Source organism: Streptomyces lydicus (assembly GCF_004125265.1).
GTDB lineage: Bacteria > Actinomycetota > Actinomycetes > Streptomycetales > Streptomycetaceae > Streptomyces > Streptomyces lydicus_C.
Genome location: NZ_RDTE01000003.1, coordinates 1,207,960 through 1,227,650 on the forward strand (window position 1 = coordinate 1,207,960; position 19,691 = coordinate 1,227,650).

Below are 19,691 nucleotides of genomic sequence, written 5' to 3' on the forward strand. Positions count from 1 at the left end.
GGCATGAGGGCCCCCCTGGCGTGGCAGGTCCATGGCTGGTCGGACCAGCCGGCGTAACCTGCGACGGCATCCACTCGCCCGTACACCGCGAACGCCCGTCGCCCCTGGCCGTCGAGGTTGTCGAGCGTGACCTGGACCTGGACGGCGCTGTCGGCGGGCAGCACGAGCGGAGCTTCGAGGATGAGTTCGTCCAGGTGCCCGCAACCCAGCTGGTCGCCGGCACGGATGACGAGCTCCACGAAGGCGGTGCCGGGGACGACGACCTGCCCGTGGACGACATGATCGGCCAGCCACGGGTGCGAGGCATGCGAGAGCCGCCCGGTGAAGACGGACCCTTCGCCTCCGGCGAGTGTGACTCCGGCGGCCAGCAGGGAGTGCCCCATCACGCCGAGACCGGCAGTGCTGACGTCGCCGGTCACGGGGGACTCGCGCGGCCAGTAGTGCCGGCGCTGGAAGGCGTACGTGGGCAGGGCGACGGTCCGCCCGTCGTACGGGGCGAGGACCGCGGCCCAGTCGACCCCAGTGCCGTGCACGTGGACGCTCGCCAGCGCGGTGAAGAGCGTTTCGGTCTCGTCGCGGTCGCCGCGCAGGGCAGGAACCGCACGCAGGTCGGCGGTCTGCTGGGCCATGGCCGACAGCACACCGTCCGGGCCGAGCTCGACGAGCGTGGTCACACCCTGGTCGGTCAGGTACCGGATGCCGTCGGCGAAACGTACCGCCTCGCGGACGTGCCTCACCCAGTAACCCGGGGTCCGGATCTCGTCCGCGTCGGCGAGCTCCCCGGTCACGTTGGAGACGATCGGTATCCGCGGGGCATGGAAGGTCAGCTCTGCTGCCACAGCAGCGAACTCGTCGAGCATCGCGTCCATACGCGGCGAGTGGAAGGCGTGCGAGACCGTCAGCCGCTTGACCCTCCGGCCTTCGGCGCGCCACGCGGTCTCCAGTTCCGTGACCGCATCCGCGTCTCCGGAGATCACGAGCGAGGTCGGCCCGTTGACCGCCGCGATGCTCACCCGGCCCTCGTACGAGGACAGCACCTCCGCGATCTCGGACTCCTCGCCCGCGACGGCGAGCATGGCCCCACCCGACGGCAGCGCCTGCATCAGCCGGCCCCGCGCGGCAACCAGGGTGCACGCGTCGTCCAGCGACAGCACTCCGGCGACGTGCGCGGCAGCCAGCTCACCGATCGAATGCCCGAGGAGGAAGTCGGGACGTACGCCCCACGACTCCAGCAGCCGGAAGAGAGCAACCTCCAGCGCGAACAATCCCGCCTGCGTGTAAACCGTCTGGTCGATCAGCTCCCCGTCACCGAAGAGAACCTCCCGGATCGGCTGGTCCAGCTGGGAGTCCAGCTGCTCCGCCACCGCGTCCAGCGCCTCCGCGAAGGCCGGGAACGTCTCGTACAGCCCCCGCCCCATCCCGGCCCGCTGCGCCCCCTGCCCCGTGAACAGGAACGCGAGGCCACCGGACTCGACCGTACCGAGCACGACGTTGCTCGCCCGTCGGCCCTGAGCCAGCTCGGACAGCGCCTGGGCGAAGCCGCCCTCGTCCGACGCCAGCACCACCGCACGGTGCGACAGCGCGGTCCGCGTAGTGGCCAGGGACATGGCGGTGTCCAGGAGGTTCAGGTCCTCGTGGTCCGCCAGGAACGACCGCAGGCGGTCGGCCTGCGCGTGCAGCGCTTCCTCGGACTTGGCGGAGAGCAGCCACGGCAGGTGCGCCGGAGCGGTGCGCGCGCCAGGTGCGTGGGCCTCTTGCGGTGCCGGGTCCTCCAGGATGATGTGCGCGTTGGTGCCGCTGACGCCGAACGAGGAGACGCCGGCCCGACGCGGGCGCGCAGTCCGCGGCCACGGACGGTTCTCGGTGAGGAGTTCCACGGCGCCCGACGACCAGTCGATGTGCGGGGACGGTTCGTCCACGTGCAGGGTCTGCGGCAGGACGCCGTGGCGCATCGCCATGACCATCTTGATCACGCTGGCCATGCCAGCGGCAGCCTGCGCGTGCCCGATGTTGGACTTGATCGTGCCGAGCCACAGCGGCCGGTCCGCCTCGCGGTCCTGACCGTACGTGGCGAGGAGCGCCTGCGCCTCGATCGGGTCACCCAGCTTCGTACCCGTACCGTGCGCCTCAACCACCTCCACATCGGCCGTGGTCAGTCCCGCCTGAGCGAGGGCCTGGCGGATCACCCGCTGCTGCGACGGACCGTTCGGCGCCGTCAGACCGTTGGACGCGCCGTCCTGGTTGATCGCGGTGCCACGTACGACCGCGAGCACCTGGTGCCCGCGCCGCCGGGCGTCCGAGAGCCGCTCGACCACGAGGACGCCGGCACCCTCGGCCCAGCCGGTGCCATCTGCCTCGGCGGAGAAGGACTTGCAACGGCCGTTCGGCGCGACGCCGTTCTGACGGCTGAACTCGGTGAAGATTCCGGGCGTCGCCATCGCTGTCGCACTACCGGCAAGCGCCAGGTCGCACTCACCATTGCGCAGCGCCTGCACCGCGAGATGCAGGGCGACGAGAGAGGACGAGCAGGCCGTGTCGACCGTCATCGCCGGGCCCTCGAACCCGAAGGTGTACGCGATCCGGCCCGACGCCACACTCGTCAGCGCGCCGGTGAGCAAGTGGCCCTCGGCCTCGTTCACCAGGTCCGTGGCGCCGTAACTCACACCGTAGTTGGACGAGGCCGCGCCGATGAACACGCCGGCCTGCTCGCCACGCATCGACAGCGGGGCGATGCCCGCCTGCTCCAGCGCCTCCCAGGAGGATTCCAGCAGCAGCCGCTGCTGGGGGTCCATGGCGAGCGCCTCGCGCGGCGAGATCCCGAACAGCTCGGCGTCGAACTTGCCCACGTCGTAGAGGAAGCCGCCCTGCCGGGTGGACGACGTGCCGGCCTGGCCGGTCTCCGTGTCGAAGAGTGCGGTGAGGTCCCAGCCGCGGTCGGTGGGGAAGTCCCCGACCGCGTCCGCGCCGGACTCCACGAGCCGCCACAGGTCGTCCGGTGAAGCGACGCCGCCCGGGAAGCGGCAGCTCATGCCGACTATGACGATCGGGTCGTCCTCGACCGGCTTCTGCGTGCGCACGACCGTCGGAACCGACGCCGTTTCCGTGGCCACGAGGTCGTCGCGCAGCCGCTCCGCCAGTGCAGCGGGGGTGGGGTGGTCGAAGACGAGGGTGGCGGGCAGCCGCAGGCCGGTCGCGGCGTTGACGCGGTTACGCAACTCCACCGAGGTCAGCGAATCGAAGCCCAGCTCCTTGAACGCACGGCCCGCCTCGATAGCCTCACCCGAGGCGTGGCCGAGCACGCCCGCGACCTCGCCCAGCACCAGAGCGGTCAGCTGCCGCTCCTGCTCCACAACCGACAGCCCCGCCAGCCGCCCGGCGAGCGACGAACCATCGCCCTGGCCGACGGCAGCGGCCGTACGGCGCTTCGGCACCCGCACCAACCCGCGCAACAACGCCGGGACGCCATTGGTGTGGGCGGCAAGGGCACTGGTGTCGAGGTCGACGGCGGCCAAGGCCGGTGCCGAGGTCCGACACGCCTGGTCGAACAGGGTGAGACCGCGCTCGGGCGTGAGCGGCCGCAATCCGGAGCGGCTCATTCGCTCCCGGTCCCCCTGGCTCAGTTCGCCGACCATGCCACCGGCGGTGCTCTGGTCCCACGGCCCCCAGGCCAGGGCCTGTCCGGCCAGGCCGTGGGCCCGGCGGTGATGAGCGAGGGCGTCGAGAACGGCGTTGGCGGCAGCGTAGTTGGCCTGACCGGCGGTCCCGAAGGACGCGGAGACGGAAGAGTAAAGGGCAAACAGGGCCAGGTCGAGGTGAGCGGTCAGCTCGTGCAGATGCAACGCCGCATCGGCCTTCGGCGCGAAGACGGCAGCCAGTCGGTCAGGCGTCATCGACGCAAAGACACCGTCATCCACCACACCGGCGGTGTGCACGATGCCCGTCAGGGCATGCTCAGCCGGAATCCCATCCAGCACAGCCGCCAGGGCCTCGCGGTCAGAGACGTCACACGCCACCGCAACAACCTCAGCACCCAGGCCCCGCAGCTCCGTGAGGAGGTCGGAAGCACCCGGAGCATCCCCGCCCCGACGACTGGTCAGCACCAGATGACGCACCCCGTACTCAGTCACCAGATGCCGGGCCAACAAACCACCCAACGCACCCGTACCACCCGTGATCAAAACAGTGCCGTCACGGTCGAGAGGACGAGGGAAGGTAAGGACGTTCTTGCCGACATGCCCACCCCGGCTCATCAACCGGAACGCAGACACCACCTCCCGCACATCCCACGCCCGAACCGGCAACAGCGACAACACACCCCGCTCAAACAAATCCACAACGATGGCGAGCATCTCGCCCAACCGATCCAAACCCGCATCGAAGAGATCAAACGCCCTATACGCAACCCCGTCCGCGAAGGAACCAGCGTCGCGAAGATCGGCCTTGCCCATCTCGACAAACCGACCACCCTCCCCCAACAACCGGGCACTCGCATCGATGTACTCCCCCGCCAAAGCATTGAGGACCACATCAACACCACGCCCGCCCAGCCGCTCACGGAAAGCGTCCTCGAACGACAGATCACGAGAGGAAGCGATCCGCTCACGCGAAACCCCGAGACCCTCCACGACCGGCCACTTCGACACACTCGCCGTCGCAAACACCTCAGCACCCAAATGCCGCGCCAACTGCACAGCAGCCATACCCACACCACCAGCAGCCGCATGCACAAGCACCGACTCACCCGAGCCCAGACCACCCAGATCCACCAACCCGTAATACGCCGTCAAAAACGCCATCGGCACCGACGCCGCCTGCACGAACGACCACCCCACCGGCACCCGCGCCACCAAACGCCGATCAACCACCACCACCGGACCGAAACCACCGTTGAACAGCCCGAAGACCCGGTCCCCAACCACCAACCCCTCAACACCGGGACCGACCTCCAGGACCACACCCGCACCCTCAGAACCCATCAGAGCAGTGGCATCCGGATACGAACCAAGAGCGACCAACACGTCACGGAAGTTCACCCCCGTCGCACGCACACCAACCCGCACCTGCCCAGGAGCGAGTTCGCCCACCACCGGCAAGCCCACCGCAACCGGCGCGAGGTCTTCCAGCGCGCCCCGCTCAGAACCCTCCAAACGCCACTGCCGCTCCCCCACCGGAAGAGCCAACACCGGAAGCGACGACGCCCTCACCAAACGCGGCGCCCACAACACACCACCACGCAAGGCAAGCTGGGGCTCATCCACACCCAACACAGCAGCAAGCTGCTCCGCCGAAGGCTCCACATCATCCACATCCACCAGCACCAGACGCCCCGGATGCTCCGACTGCGCCGAACGCACCAGACCCCACACACCAGCAGCAGCCAGATCCGCCACCGCACGGCCATCACCCACATCCACCGCACCACGCGACAACAACACCAACCGCGAACCCCCAAAACCCTCCTGACCCAACCACCACTGAACAACCCCAAGAACACGACCCACACACTCACCAAGCCCACCGGACGACGACAACGACGGCAACCACACCGCCACATCCCCACCCGACACACCCACCAACTCACCCAGCGCACACAACCCAACAGACCCACCAACATCGGCACCCTCAGGCACCACAACCCGAGCCCACTCCACCCCATACAACCCGTCGACATCCGCCTCCACGGCGAACTGCTGCGCCGACACCGACCGCAGCACCAGCGAGTCCACCGAGACCACCAGGGCGCCCGAAGCGTCGTACCCCTGAAGCGAGATCGCCTCCGGTCCGACGGTGGTCAGCCGCACCCGAAGTTCGGTGGCGGCTGCCGCGTACAGGGACACGCCCTGCCACACGAACGGCAACCGCACCGCTGCGGCATCCTCCAGCAGCCCGCCCACCACCAAGGCGTGCAGAGCAGCGTCGAGCAGCGCCGGATGCACCCCATACGAACCAACCTGCTCCTGCTCACCCTCCGGAAGGACGACCTCGGCCAGCACCGACTCACCAGACCGCCAGGCAGCACGCACACCCCGGAACACCGGGCCATAGTCCAACCCAGCCGCCGCCAGCCCCTCGTACATGCCCGCAACCGCGAGCGCCTCGCCATCAACCGACGAAGGCCACACCGATTCCCCTTCCACGAGAGGACCTTCAACCGTCAGCAGCCCGGTGGCATGCCGTGCCCAGGTCGCGTCGCCGTGCTCGGCGCGGGAGTAGATCTCCACCGTACGGTCGTCCGCGCCGGCCTCGCCGGACACGCTCACCTGGACCTGGACGGCACCGTGCTCGGGCAGCACCAGCGGTGCTTCCAGCGTCAATTCCGCCAGCCGCCCGCAGCCCACCTGGTCCCCGGCCCGCAGCGCGAGCTCGACGAACGCTGTGCCCGGGAAGACCACCTGCCCGTGCACCCGGTGATCCGCGAGCCACGACTGTACGGACACCGACAACCGTCCCGTCAGTACCACCCCGGCGCCCGAAGCCAGCGAGACTTCGGCTCCCAGCAGCGGGTGCCCGGCAGCACCGAGGCCGGCACCGGCAACATCGCCCACGCGCGACCGGCCGCCCGCCGGCCAGTATCGCTCCCGCTGGAAGGCATACGTGGGCAGCTCCACGACCCGCCCTCCCCGGGGGGCCACCACTGCGGCCCAGTCCACAGGCACGCCCTGGGCATGGGCAGCCGACAGCGCGGTGAACACGGATGCCGTCTCGTCGCGGTCGCCGCGCAGCACAGGGAGCGCGGTGACGTCTATGCTCTGCTGGGCCATGGCGGACAGCACACCGTCCGGGCCCAGCTCCAAGAGGCGGGTGACGCCCTGGGCGTGCAGGTAACGGATGCCGTCGGCGAAACGTACCGCCTCGCGGACATGCCTCACCCAGTATCCCGGGGTCTGGATCTCGTCCGCGTCGGCGAGCTCCCCGGTCACGTTGGAGACAATCGGAATGCGCGGGACGTGGAAAGCCAACCCGTCTGCCACAGCAGCGAATTCATCGAGCATCGCGTCCATACGCGGCGAGTGGAACGCATGCGAAACCGTCAGCCGCTTGACTCGCCGGCCCTGCTCACGCCACATCGCCTCAAGCTCCGCGACCGCATCCGCGTCGCCGGACACCACCACCGAGGTCGGCCCGTTGACCGCAGCAACGCTCACCCGGCCCTCGTACGAGACCAGCGCCCCCGCGACCTCGGACTCCACACCCTCGACAGCCAGCATCGCCCCACCGGACGGCAACGCCTGCATCAACCGACCCCGCGCCGCCACCAACGCACACGCGTCATCCAGCGACAACACACCCGCCACATGCGCAGCAGCCAACTCACCAATCGAATGCCCGAGAAGGAAATCAGGGATGACACCCCACGACCCCAACAGCCGGAAGAGAGCAACCTCCAGCGCGAACAGCCCCGCCTGCGTGTAAACCGTCTGATCGATCAACTCCCCGTCACCGAAGAGCACATCACGCAACGGACGATCCAAGAAACCGTCCATCCGCGCACACACCGCATCCAACGTATCCGCAAACACCGGGAACGCCGCATACAGCCCCCGACCCATCCCGGCCCGCTGCGCCCCCTGCCCCGTGAACAAGAACGCCAGTCGCCCCTCGGAGGAGACTCCCCGTACGGCACCGGCTCCGGCCAACTCCCCGTCGGCCAACTGCTCAAGGCCTCGAACCAGCTCGGCTCGGTCACAGCCGAGGACGACCGCGCGGTACTCGAGTGCCGAACGTGTTGCCGCCAGCGACAAAGCGATATCCGAGAGACGCGGTTCAGGGGCGGACGTGGTGAAGGTCAACAGCCGTTCGGCCTGCGCCCGCAGCGCCGGGGCGCTGTGGGCGGACAGTATCCAGGGCGTCAGTGCCCCGTCGGGCGAGGACGAGTCGGTCCCGATCTCGGCTCCGACCTCCGTCTCGGGCGCCTGTTCCAGGATGGCGTGGGCGTTGGTGCCGCTCATGCCGAACGAGGAGATGCCGGCCCGCAGCGGCCGGTCCCCGACCGCCGGCCACACCCGCTCCTCCCTCAGCAGCTCGACCGCACCCGCCGTCCAATCCACATGCGGCGACGGCTCGTCCACGTGCAGCGTCCGGGGCAGCACTCCATGCCGCATCGCCATGACCATCTTGATCACACCGGCAACCCCGGAAGCAGCCTGCGTGTGACCGATGTTCGACTTCAGCGACCCCAACCACAGCGGCCGGCCGGCCGGCCGGTCCTGACCGTACGTGGCGAGCAGCGCCTGCGCCTCGATCGGGTCACCCAGCTTCGTACCCGTACCATGCGCCTCGACCACGTCCACATCGACCGTGGACAACCCCGCATTCGCCAACGCCTGCCGAATCACCCGCTGCTGCGACGGACCGTTCGGCGCCGTCAAACCATTCGACGCACCATCGGAGTTCACCGCCGAACCCCGCACCACCGCCAGCACCCGATGACCATTGCGACGCGCATCCGACAACCGCTCCACCAGCAGCACACCGACGCCCTCGGACCACCCCGTGCCGTCGGCCGCCGCTGCGAACGCCTTGCAGCGCCCGTCGCCCGCGAGCCCGCCCTGGCGGCTGAACTCGACGAACACGGACGGCGTGGACATCACCGTGACACCACCGACGATCGCCGCCTCGCACTCGCCGCCCCGCAGCGCCTGCACCGCCAGGTGCAGCGCCACCAGCGACGACGAGCACGCCGTGTCCACGGTGACCGCCGGGCCCTCGAGACCCAGGGTGTAGGCGACGCGGCCGGAGATCACACTGTTGGCCGTTCCCGTCAGAGAGTGGCCCTCGGCCCCCTCGTCGAGCGAGGATCCGTAGTCGGAGTTCGAGGCGCCGACGAAGACGCCCGTACGGCTTCCGCGCAGGCTGAGCGGTGCGATGCCGGCCCGCTCCAACGCCTCCCAGGACGCTTCGAGGAGCAGGCGCTGCTGCGGGTCCATCGCGATCGCCTCGCGCGGCGAAATGCCGAAGAGACCCGCGTCGAAGCCGGTGGCGTCGTCGATGAAGCCGCCGACCCTGGCGTACGAGGGTTCTGAACCGTCCGGACCGGACAGGTCCCAGCCACGGTCCTCGGGGAAGCCCGTCATGCCGTCCGCCGACGACGCGACGAAGTCCCACAGCTGGTCGGGCGAGGAAATCCCGCCGGGCAGACGGCAGCTCATGCCGACGATCGCGATCGGCTCGTCGGTAGAGGTGGAGGCCGAGGTGGCCGTAGTGGTGGCGATGGCGTCCGTGGCCGGGGATCCGGCGGTCGTCTCCCAGGCCGACACGGCACCGGTCAAGTGGTCGGCCAGCGCCCGCACCGTCGGGTAGTCGAAGACCGCACTCGTGGCCATCCGCAGGCCGGTGGCCGCCGTCAGCCGGTTGCGCAGCTCGACGGCGGTGAGCGAGTCGAAGCCGAGCTCCTTGAACGTACGGTCCGCGCCGACCGGCCCAGAGCCCGCATGACCGAGGACCAGGGATGCCTCGGACCGTACGAGATCCAGCACGGCGTGCGCACGCTCCGGCAGGGACTTGCCGGTCAACTGCCGGACGAACGCCGGTACCGCATCTCCCTCTTCGTCTTCCGGCGCGGTGTGCTCGGCGGCCTCGGGGATTGCGGCGAGCAGCGGGCTCGGCCGGTTCGCCGTGAAGGTGGGGGCGAAGCGGGTCCAGTCGACCCCGGCCACGGTGAGCGTGGTCTCGTTGCCGTCCAGGGCCTGGGCGAGCGCGGAGAGGGCCAGGTCGGGGCGCATCGCGGTCAGGCCGCGCCGGTGGAGGTAGTCCTCGGTGCCGACGGTGTCGACCAGCATGCCGGCCTCGGCCCAGGGGCCCCAGGCCACGGAGGTGGCGGTCAGGCCGCGGGCGCGTCGGGCCTCGGCAAGGGCGTCGAGGTGGGCGTTGGCCGCGGAGTACGCTGCCTGGCCGCCGCTCCCCCACACGCCGGCGATCGACGCGAACAGGATGAATGCGTCCAGCTCGGTGTCCCCGAGCAGCTCGTCCAGGTGGGTGGCACCGGCCGCCTTCGCCTGGAGTACGTCGATGAATCGCTCGGCGGTGGTCTCGGAGAGGGGGCAGGTGTCGATCAGGCCCGCAGCGTGCACCACGGCCGTGACGGGATGGGCTTCCAGCAGGGCCGCGAGCGCGTCGCGGTCGGAGACATCGCAGGCCACCGCAGTGGCCTCGGTTCCCGACTCCGCCAGTTCCGCGCAGAGTTCGGCCGTACCCGGGGCATCGGGCCCCCTGCGACTGACCAGCAGCAGGCGCTGCACGCCCTGTCCCGCGAGCCAGCGGGCCATGTGGCCGGCAAGGGCGCCGGAGCCGCCGGTGATCAGCACGGTGCCTTCGACGCGCCATGTCGTACGGGGCCCGGCACCGGACGTGTTCGCCGCGGGTCCGGCGTGGTGCAGCCGGCGCCCGAAGCTGCCGGAGGCGCGGATCGCGACCTGGTCCTCTGCGCCTTCCGCGAGCACCGACACCAGCCGGGCCGCCGTACGGTCGTCCAGCGTGTCCGGAAGGTCGATCAGGCCGCCCCAGCGCTGCGGGTGCTCCAGAGCGACGACGCGCCCCAGACCCCACACCTGGGCCGCGTCGGAACGCTCCAGCCGGTCGGCCCGGCCGACCGATACCGCACCGCGGGTGAGTGCCCAGAGGGGAACGTCGATACCGGTGTCCCCAAGCGCCTGCACGAGAACGAGCAGCCCGGTCGCATCGAGCAGCGACAGCACACCGGCCAGACCTTCGGCCCGGTCGGTCAGCAGCGCATTCAGTTCGGCCCGGTCGGTGCCGTCTGCCACGTGCAGTACGTCGACGTCGGCGCCGCCGCCGCGCAGTGCGACGCAGAGCTCTTCGGTGAGGCTTCCTTCGGTGTCGCCGCCTTCGGGCGCGGCGACGAGCCAGCGTCCGTCCAGGCTGTTCCGGGCTCCGGCGGCCAGAATCTGCCAGTCCACCCGGTAGCGCCAGCCCTCGACCACGGCCCCGTCGCGGCGGCCGCGCCGCCACGCCGAGAGTGCGGAGACGACGGTTCCCAGACCGTGGGTGTCCTCGTCCGCGTCCAGGCGCAGCTCCTCGGCCAGGACACCCAGGTCCTCGTTCTCGACCGCGGCCCAGAATGATGCCTCCGACGTACTCTCGCCCCCGACCGCGACGGACACCGCCGGATCGATCCAGTACCGCTCGCGCTGGAAGGCGTACGTGGGCAGGGCAACCTTGCGTCCGCCGTACGGGGCGAAGAACGCGTCCCAGTCGACAGGGGTACCGTGCGCGTGCACAGTGGCGAGGGCGGTGAACAGGGCCTGCGTCTCGCCGTGGCCGCCGCGCAGGGTTGGCACGGCAACGAGGTCGGCGGTCTGCTGGGCCATGGCGGACAGCACACCGTCCGGGCCGAGCTCCAGCAGACGGGTGACGCCCTGACTGTTCAAGTACTGGACGCCATCAGCGAAACGCACCGTCTCGCGGACATGTCTCACCCAGTAGCCCGGGGTCCGGATCTCGTCCGCGTCGGCGAGCTTCCCGGTCACGTTGGAAACGATCGGCAGCTGCGGGGCATGGAAGGTCAGCTCTGCTGCCACAGCAGCGAATTCATCCAACATCGCGTCCATGCGCGGTGAGTGAAAGGCGTGCGAGACCGTCAGCCGCTTGACCCGACGACCCGCCTCACGCCACACAGACTCAAGCTCCGCGATAGCATCCGCGTCACCGGACACCACAAGCGAGGTGGGCCCGTTGACCGCAGCAACGCTCACCCGGCCCTCGTACGAGACCAGGGCCTCCGCGACCTCGGACTCCACACCCTCAACGGCCAGCATCGCCCCGCCGGCAGGCAGCGCCTGCATCAGACGACCACGCGCCGCCACCAACGCACACGCGTCGTCCAGCAACAACACACCCGCCACATGCACGGCAGCCAACTCACCGATCGAATGCCCGAGAAGGTAGTCAGGGGTGACGCCCCACGACTCCAGCAACCGGAAGAGAGCAACCTCCAGCGCAAACAGCCCCGCCTGCGTGTAAACCGTCTGATCGATCAACTCCCCGTCACCGAAGAGCACATCACGCAACGGATGCTCCAACAGGGAGTCCAACCGCTCCGCCACCGCGTCCAACGCCCCCGCGAACACCGGGAACGCCGCATACAGCTCCCGCCCCATCCCGGCCCGCTGCGCCCCCTGCCCCGTGAACAGGAAGCCCGTCTTGCCAGGGCTCGCAAGCCCCTGTACCACCCGGGAATCGGTCCTGCCCTCGGCAAGGTCTGTCAGTGACCGGCGGAAGTCGTCGATGTCCGTGCCGAGGATCACTGCCCGGTGTGCCAGCATCGTCCGGCTCGTCGCCAGCGCCCGTCCCACGCCCACCGGATCGCCCGGCTCAGGCCGTGCGTCCGTGTCCAGGGTGTCGGTGTTCGTGTCCGCGCCCAGAAAGGACCGCAGGCGCTTCGCCTGGGCGGCCAGCGCCTCCGGCGAACCGGCGGAGATCACCCACGGCAGGACACCCGGAGCGGCCTGCGGCTCCGGCTGCTGCTCCTGCCGCGGCTCCGCCAGGGGCTCCAACTGCTCGATGATCACGTGAGCGTTGGTTCCGCTGATGCCGAACGAGGACACACCTGCCCGCCGCGGCCGCCCCTCCGCCTCCCACGGGCGGCTCTCGGTCAGCAGCGCCACCGCGCCCGCCGACCAGTCCACGTGCGTCGTCGGCCGGTCGGCGTGCAGGGTGCGGGGCAGCACCCCGTGCCGCATCGCCATGACCATCTTGATCACGCCGCCGACACCGGCGGCGACCTGCGTGTGGCCGATGTTGGACTTCAGCGAGCCCAGCCACAGCGGCCGGTCCGCGTCGCGCCCCTGCCCGTAGGCGGAATGCAGCGCCTGCGCCTCGATCGGGTCGCCCAGCACCGTACCGGTGCCGTGCGCCTCCACGGCGTCCACGTCGGCGGGCGACAGCCGCGCGCTCTCCAGCGCCTGCCGGATGACGCGCTGCTGGGAGGGGCCGTTCGGGGCGGTCAGACCGTTCGACGCGCCGTCCTGGTTGACGGCGGAGCCACGCACCACGGCCAGCACATCGTGCCCGAGGCGGCGCGCGTCGGACAGCCGCTCCACGACGAGCATGCCTACGCCCTCGGCCCAGCCCGTACCGTCCGCGTCGGCGGAGAACGCCTTGCAGCGCCCGTCGGGCGACAGTCCGCCCTGACTGCTGAACTCGGTGAACAGCCCCGGGGTCGACATGACGGTGACACCGCCGGCCAGTGCCATCGTGCACTCGCCGTTGCGCAGCGCCTGCACCGCCAGGTGCAGCGCCACCAGCGATGACGAGCACGCGGTGTCGACCGTCACCGCAGGACCCTCGAACCCGAAGGTGTACGCGATGCGGCCGGAGGCGACACTGCCCGTATTGCCCGTGAGGAGGTATCCCTCCAGGTCCTCGGTAGCCTGCTGCCAGCGGGGACCGTACTCCTGGGCCATCGCGCCGACGAACACGCCGGTGCGACTGCCGCGCGCCGACTGCGGCGCGATCCCGGCGCGTTCCAGCGCCTCCCAGGCGCTCTCCAGGAGCAGCCGCTGCTGCGGGTCCATGGCTCGCGCCTCGCGCGGCGAGATCCCGAACAGAGAGGCGTCGAAGTCGGCAGCGTCGTGCAGGAAGCCGCCCTGGCGCGGGAAGGCGCCCCCGCGGCTCCCTGCACCGCCCTGGCGGTACAGCTCCGCGAGATCCCAACCACGATCGGACGGGAAGTCTCCGAGCGCCTCGCGCCCGTCGGCCACGAGCCGCCACAGCTGCTCGGGCGAGGCCACGCCCCCCGGGAAGCGGCAGGACATCGCGACGATCGCGATCGGGTCGTCCGCCGGACCGGCGTCCACGGCCGGAACCAGCGAGGAGGCACCGGAGGTGTCCGACTCCGATTCTTCTCCGAAGAGTTGACCGCGCAGGTACGTGGCCGCCTCGTCCGGCGTCGGGCAGTCGAAGAGCAGGGTGGACGGCAGCCGGAGCCCGGTGGCGGAGGCGAGCCGGTTGCGCAGCTCGACCGCCGTGAGCGACTCGAAACCGAGTTCCTTGAAGGTGCGGCTCGTGTCCAGTTCACCCGGCGACGCGAACTCTCCGACGGCCGCGGCGTGCGCACACACCAGGTCGAGCAGGACCCGGTGGCCCTCGGCCCCGGAGGCAGCGGACACGCGGGCGCGCAGCTCCCGCAGATTCTCGGGTGCTTGGTCGACAGGGACCTCGTCCGACAGCTCCTCGGTCTGCCCGGCGGTCACCGTGCGCCGGCCCGCGACTGGTTCGCGCCAGTACCGCTGGCGTTGGAAGGCGTACGTGGGCAGGTCGACCTTGCGCGCGCCGTACGGGGCGAAGAACGCGGCCCAGTCGACGGGGGTGCCGTGGGTGTGGGCGACGGAGAGGGCCGTCACGACCGTTTCGGTCTCGTCGCGATCGCCGCGCAGGGCCGGAACCGCAACGAAGTCGGCGGACTGCTGGGCCATGGCGGTCAGAACCCCGTCCGGGCCGAGCTCTATGAGCGTGGCCACATCCTGATCAGCCAGGTACTGGACGCCGTCAGCGAAACGCACCGCCTCACGCACGTGACGGACCCAGTAGCCCGGATCCCGGAGCTCGTCGGAGTCGGCAAGCTCGCCGGTCACGTTGGAAACGATCGGAATGCGCGGGGCATGGAAGGTCAACCCACGTGCTGCTTCAGCGAATTCGTCGAGCATCGCGTCCATGCGCGGCGAGTGGAAAGCGTGCGAGACCGTCAGCCGCTTGACCCGCCGGCCCTGCTCACGCCACACCGCCTCAAGCTCCGCGACCGCATCCGCATCACCGGACACCACGAGCGAGGTCGGCCCGTTGACCGCGGCAAGACTCACCCGGTTCTCGTGCGGGGCGAGCGCCTCCACGATCTCGGACTCGCCGCCCTCTACAGCGAGCATCGCCCCACCGGCAGGCAGGTCCTGCATCAGCCGGCCACGAGCAGCCACCAACGTGCACGCATCATCCAGCGACAACACACCGGCGACGTGCGCGGCAGCCAACTCACCGATCGAATGCCCCAGCAGGAAGTCAGGGGTGACACCCCACGACTCCAGCAGCCGGAACTGAGCCACTTCGAGGGCGAACAGCGCCGCCTGCGTGTAGACGGTCTGGTCGATCAGTTCCCCGCCACCGAAGAGCACCTCACGCAACGGACGATCCAACGAACCATCCAACTGCGCACACACCGCGTCCAACGCATCCGCGAACACCGGGAACGCCGCATACAACCCACGGCCCATCCCAGCCCGCTGCGCCCCCTGCCCCGTGAACAAGAACGCCGTCTTGCCCTCACGCACACCACCCCCCGTAACCCGCACTGCGGGTTCACCGGCGGCCAAAGCACCAAGTCCGTCGAGGAAATCCCCACTCTCGCGGCCGACCACCATCGCACGCCACTCGAGCAACGACCGGCTGACAGCCAGCGAATACGCCACATCCACGGGCCGTACCCCGGGGTTCGCCCTCAGGTACTCCCGAAGCCGATCCGCCTGCGCACGCAGCGCCTGGTCCGTACGCCCCGATACCACCACCGGCACCAGTGCGTCACTGTCCGCCACCCGCTGGGCAGAGTTCTCCCCGAGGACACCTTGCGACGCTTCTGCCAGCACCACATGGCAGTTGGTCCCCCCCATGCCGAACGAGCTGACACCGGCGATGCGCCGGCCGTCCGTCGCCGATGGCGGAAAGTCGGCAAGGTCGCACTGCACGCTCAGGTTGAGTGCGTCGAGCGGGATGCGCGGATGGGGCTTCTCGAAGTTGAGGCTCGGCGGCAGCTGCCTGTGCTTGAGGGCGAGTACGGCCTTGAGCAGCCCGGCCGCGCCTCCCGCGGCCTCGAGGTGACCGATGTTGGTCTTCACTGACCCGACGGGCAGCGGCTTCCGCGTCCGTCGTGCGGTGCCGAGCACCGCGCCGAGCGCGGCCGCTTCGATCGGGTCACCCATGGGGGTGCCGCTGCCGTGCAGTTCGACGTATCCGACCTCCGCCGGGTCGATGCCCGCGTTGTCGTACGCGGCCCGCAGCACCGCGCGCTGTGCCTGCTCGCTGGGAGCGGTCAGGCTGGCTCCGCCGCCGTCGTTGTTGACCGCGCTGCCTTCGATCACGCAGTGGATGCGGTCACCGTCGGCCAGGGCACGCGTAAGGGGCTTGAGCGCGATGAGCACGCCGCCCTCGCCCCGTGCGAAACCGTTGGCGCGGGCGTCAAAGGTGTAGCACCGCCCGTCGGGAGAAAGTCCCCCGAACCGGGCGGCGGCAAGCGTGCTCTCCGCCGCGATGTTCAGGTTCACACCACCGGCGAGGGCAAGCGTCGACTCACCGCGGCGCAGGCTCTCGCAGGCAAGATGAACGGCCACCAGCGAGGACGACTGACCCGCGTCGACCACCATGCTGGGCCCCTGCGCGTGCAGGAAGTACGAGATCCGGTTCGCGATGATGCTGCGGTGAAGCGCCGTCATCGAGTTCCGGTCAATGGCTTTCGGGCCGCCGTGCTGCTGAAGCCTCGCGTAGTCGTCGTAGATGGCACCCAGGAACACGCCTGCGCGCGTGCCGTCCAGGGCCGCCGGTACGACGCGCGCGTCCTCCAACGCCTCCCAGGCCAGCTCCAGCATCAGCCGCTGCTGGGGGTCCATGGCGGCGGCCTCGCGCGGCGAAATGGCGAAGAATCCGGGATCGAATTCATCGACCCGGTCCAGGAATGCGCCCCGTCGGACCTCCGACGCATCGGCCGAGGTCCAGCGGTCTTCGGGCACTTCACCGGTGGCGTCGAGCCCATTCCTCAGCAATTTCCAGAACGCCTGCGGATCTGCTGCTCCCGGCAGTCGGCAAGCCAGCCCGACAACTGCTACAGGTTCGACGTTTTCGGCACGCACTTCAGGCATTAAAGGTCTCCCCCGAGGATGGTGGCGATCTTCATGCTAGGTACGGGCCGCATTGCCCCCAACCCCTAAAAAGCGAAGCCCGGAGCCCCTACGGCAGGGGTCCGGGCCATACTTGGTGCGGTGACGGGTGGAGGGTCAGGCCGCGCGGACTGCCTTCATGCCGGTGAAGGCGATGCGGGCGGCGACCGCGAAGGCCAACACGCCGATCGCGTACATCAGGAAGACCGTCGGCCACTGCCACTCGGGACGCATGTGGAGGGCCAGGAACCAGAGAGGTTCCACATGGTCGGAGAGCTTCATCATGGTCGGCACCAGGGCCTGCGGGAACAGGGCGATGCAGCCGGCCAGGAAGCTGACCCACAGAAGGCGTTGGCGGTGGGCGGGGAGAATCTTGATGAAAGATACACCGGCCTGGCCGGACGTGGCCTGTTGTTGCTGCTTGCCGCTGCGCATCAAGGAGAGCAGCTCGGGGCCGCGCTTGCGCAGGTTGCGATGGGCGGCCTGGCCCAGCATCACGTACGCGACCCAGCCGGTGACGACGCCGACCGGGACTCCGGCCCACAGGAGTGACGGGTTGTGCAGGAGGTGGCCCGCCAGCGTCACGCACAGGGCGGGCACCGCGGTGGTGAGGGCCAGGAAGAGCATGGAGAATGCCTGGCCGGCCACGTCGGAATGATCGGCTGCCGCGTTCTTGGCGGCCCGGGGGTCAGGGCCCGGGGTGAGCTGGTCGATGCCCACGAGGGAGACCATGCCGGCGCCACCGCCCAGGAGGGCGAAGGTCGCGGTCAGTGCCCAGGGGTTGAGGTCGGGCTGTCCGGCCACGGCGATGCCCGCCGCGGTGAGAAGGAGGGAGGGGGGGGTGAAGACGACGATCCAGGCGAGTTGACGGCCGCGCACTTCGGCGCGTTCGCTGCCGGGGGTCTGCAGGGTCAGCCAGAGGGCGGTGCCGTCCTGACCGTAGAGATTGGCACAGGTCGCCGCGCCCATCAGGGCGGTGAGCGCGCCCATGAAGGGAAGGAAGACGGTGGAGCCGAAGGCCAGCGGGACCATGGCGCTCAGTACCGCGAAGACCGGCGGGACGATCAGGCTCTGGAGACGCTGCGGGTCGCGGGCGTAGGTGCGCAGCTCCTTGGTGTAGACGGCTCCCGTGGGGCTCAGGGACGCGCGGCCACGCGGGGCTGCCCGGTCGGCGGAGGAGCCCCGTACTGTCGGCCGGCTCCAGCGGGCCGGTCCGAGCGAACGGTTCCAGGCCACCCAGAGGACGACCAGCAGCAGGACGAGTCCGGCCAGCGCAAGTCCCGTCATCAGCCAGTCCTGGCGGGCCGACGCCTCCACGGCGACCGCTCCCCAGCCGGAGGGCAGGGCCCGCACCACGGTGGAGAAGGCGGGCGAGAAACCGGTCCGGAGGACGGCGTCGAGGGCCGAGAAGACGATCCAGCCGGACGAGGCGACCACGATCATCGCCGCTGTGAGCACCGCGCCGAGCACCGCACCCACACGCGAACGGGCCAGCGCGCCGAACAGCCGCCCCATGAGCCGTGACAGGAGTACGGCCAGGGTGAGCTGCAGAAGGAGCGCTGGTATGGAGACGAGTGCGGGCACGGTGCCCAGCCGCAGCCCGAACACCAGCAGCGCGGCGAACGCCACCAGCGACACCACGGCGGTCACGGCGACGAACCCGGCCCCGAGCAGGCCGAGCGCCAGCCGGCGGCGCGGAATGGGCTGGAGCGCGAACTGCTCGGCGCGCAATACCGGTTGCCCGGTGGCGACCGGGCCCAGCATCCAGCCCAGCGTCCACAGCGCGAAGAGGACCGCGAGCAGGTCCCGTATGGTGCCCGGGTCGGGGGCGTCGACGGTGGCCATGGCGATGGTGGACGCCGCCATGACCAGCCCGGCCACGGCGCCACTGAACACCCAGGTCGCACGCGGTCCGGACAGGTCTCGCCGCAGGACGGCGAACTTCATCTGGATCAGCGCGAGAGCCACGACAGACCTTCCTCGCCGCCGGTGTGGTGGCCGACGAGCTCCACAAAGGTCTCTTCGAGGGTTTTTCCGCCGCGGACCTCCGCGACCGATCCCTCGACAACGACCTGCCCCTTGGCCATGACAGCCACGGTGTCGCAGAGCTGCTCCACCAGGGCCATCACGTGGCTGGAGAGCACGACCGAACCGCCGGAGGCGACGAAACGGTTGAGGATGCGCTTGAGGACGACGGCCGAGACCGGGTCGACCGCTTCGAAGGGCTCGTCGAGGACGAGGAGCCTCGGACCGTGCAGGAGCGCGGTGGCCAGGCCGATCTTCTTACGCATGCCGGTGGAGTAGTCGAGGATGAGGGTGCGTTCGACGTCCCCGGTCAGTTCGAGGACGGTCAGGAGCTCGTCGGCGCGGGCGTCGACCGTGTCGCGGTCGAGGCCGCGCAGCCGTCCCAGATAGGTGAGCAGTTCGCGGCCGGTGAGCTGTTCCGGCATGGCCAGGCCGTCGGGAAGGACGCCCATCAGCTCCTTGGCCCGCTCCGGCTCCTCCCAGACGTCGATGCCGAAGACCCTGGCCCGCCCCTCGTCGGGGCGCTGCAGGCCGACCGCCATCGACAGAAGGGTGGTCTTGCCCGCTCCATTGGGACCCACCAGCCCGTAGAACGAGCCAGGCCGCACCGTCAGATGGGCCCGCTTGACCGCCGCGTACCCACCGAACTCCTTGTGCAGCGCGACCAGTTCGAAAGCCGCGTGCTGGCTGTCGCCGGCGGGCGGTGGGGCGCCCTCGGCCGACTTGATCCTCACAGTCAAAGCATTGTCTCCCTGTCCATATTCATCATTCACACCCCCGCGAATTTCGCCC

At 69.9% G+C, this 19,691-nt stretch carries 3 protein-coding genes (1 of these 3 running past the window's edge); all 3 read right to left on the reverse strand.

What is annotated here, in order from left to right:
• Positions 1–16,856, reverse strand: partial view of a type I polyketide synthase gene (locus D9V36_RS41450; protein WP_206739621.1) — the start only. Its footprint begins 17,893 nt before the window's first position; the window shows 16,856 of its 34,749 coding nt (coding positions 1–16,856); it begins with the start codon at positions 16,854–16,856; its stop codon lies off the left edge, out of view.
• Positions 16,857–16,991: 135 nt separating this feature from the next.
• A complete protein-coding gene (locus tag D9V36_RS07765) occupies positions 16,992–18,842 on the reverse strand; it encodes a hypothetical protein (protein WP_129293090.1) in 1,851 nt (616 codons plus the stop codon).
• Entirely contained in the window at positions 18,827–19,633 is an 807-nt protein-coding gene (locus tag D9V36_RS07770) for an ABC transporter ATP-binding protein (RefSeq protein ID WP_431357746.1), read from the reverse strand. The genes D9V36_RS07765 and D9V36_RS07770 overlap by 16 nt, the downstream gene beginning before the upstream one ends.
• Positions 19,634–19,691: the final 58 nt, after the last annotated feature.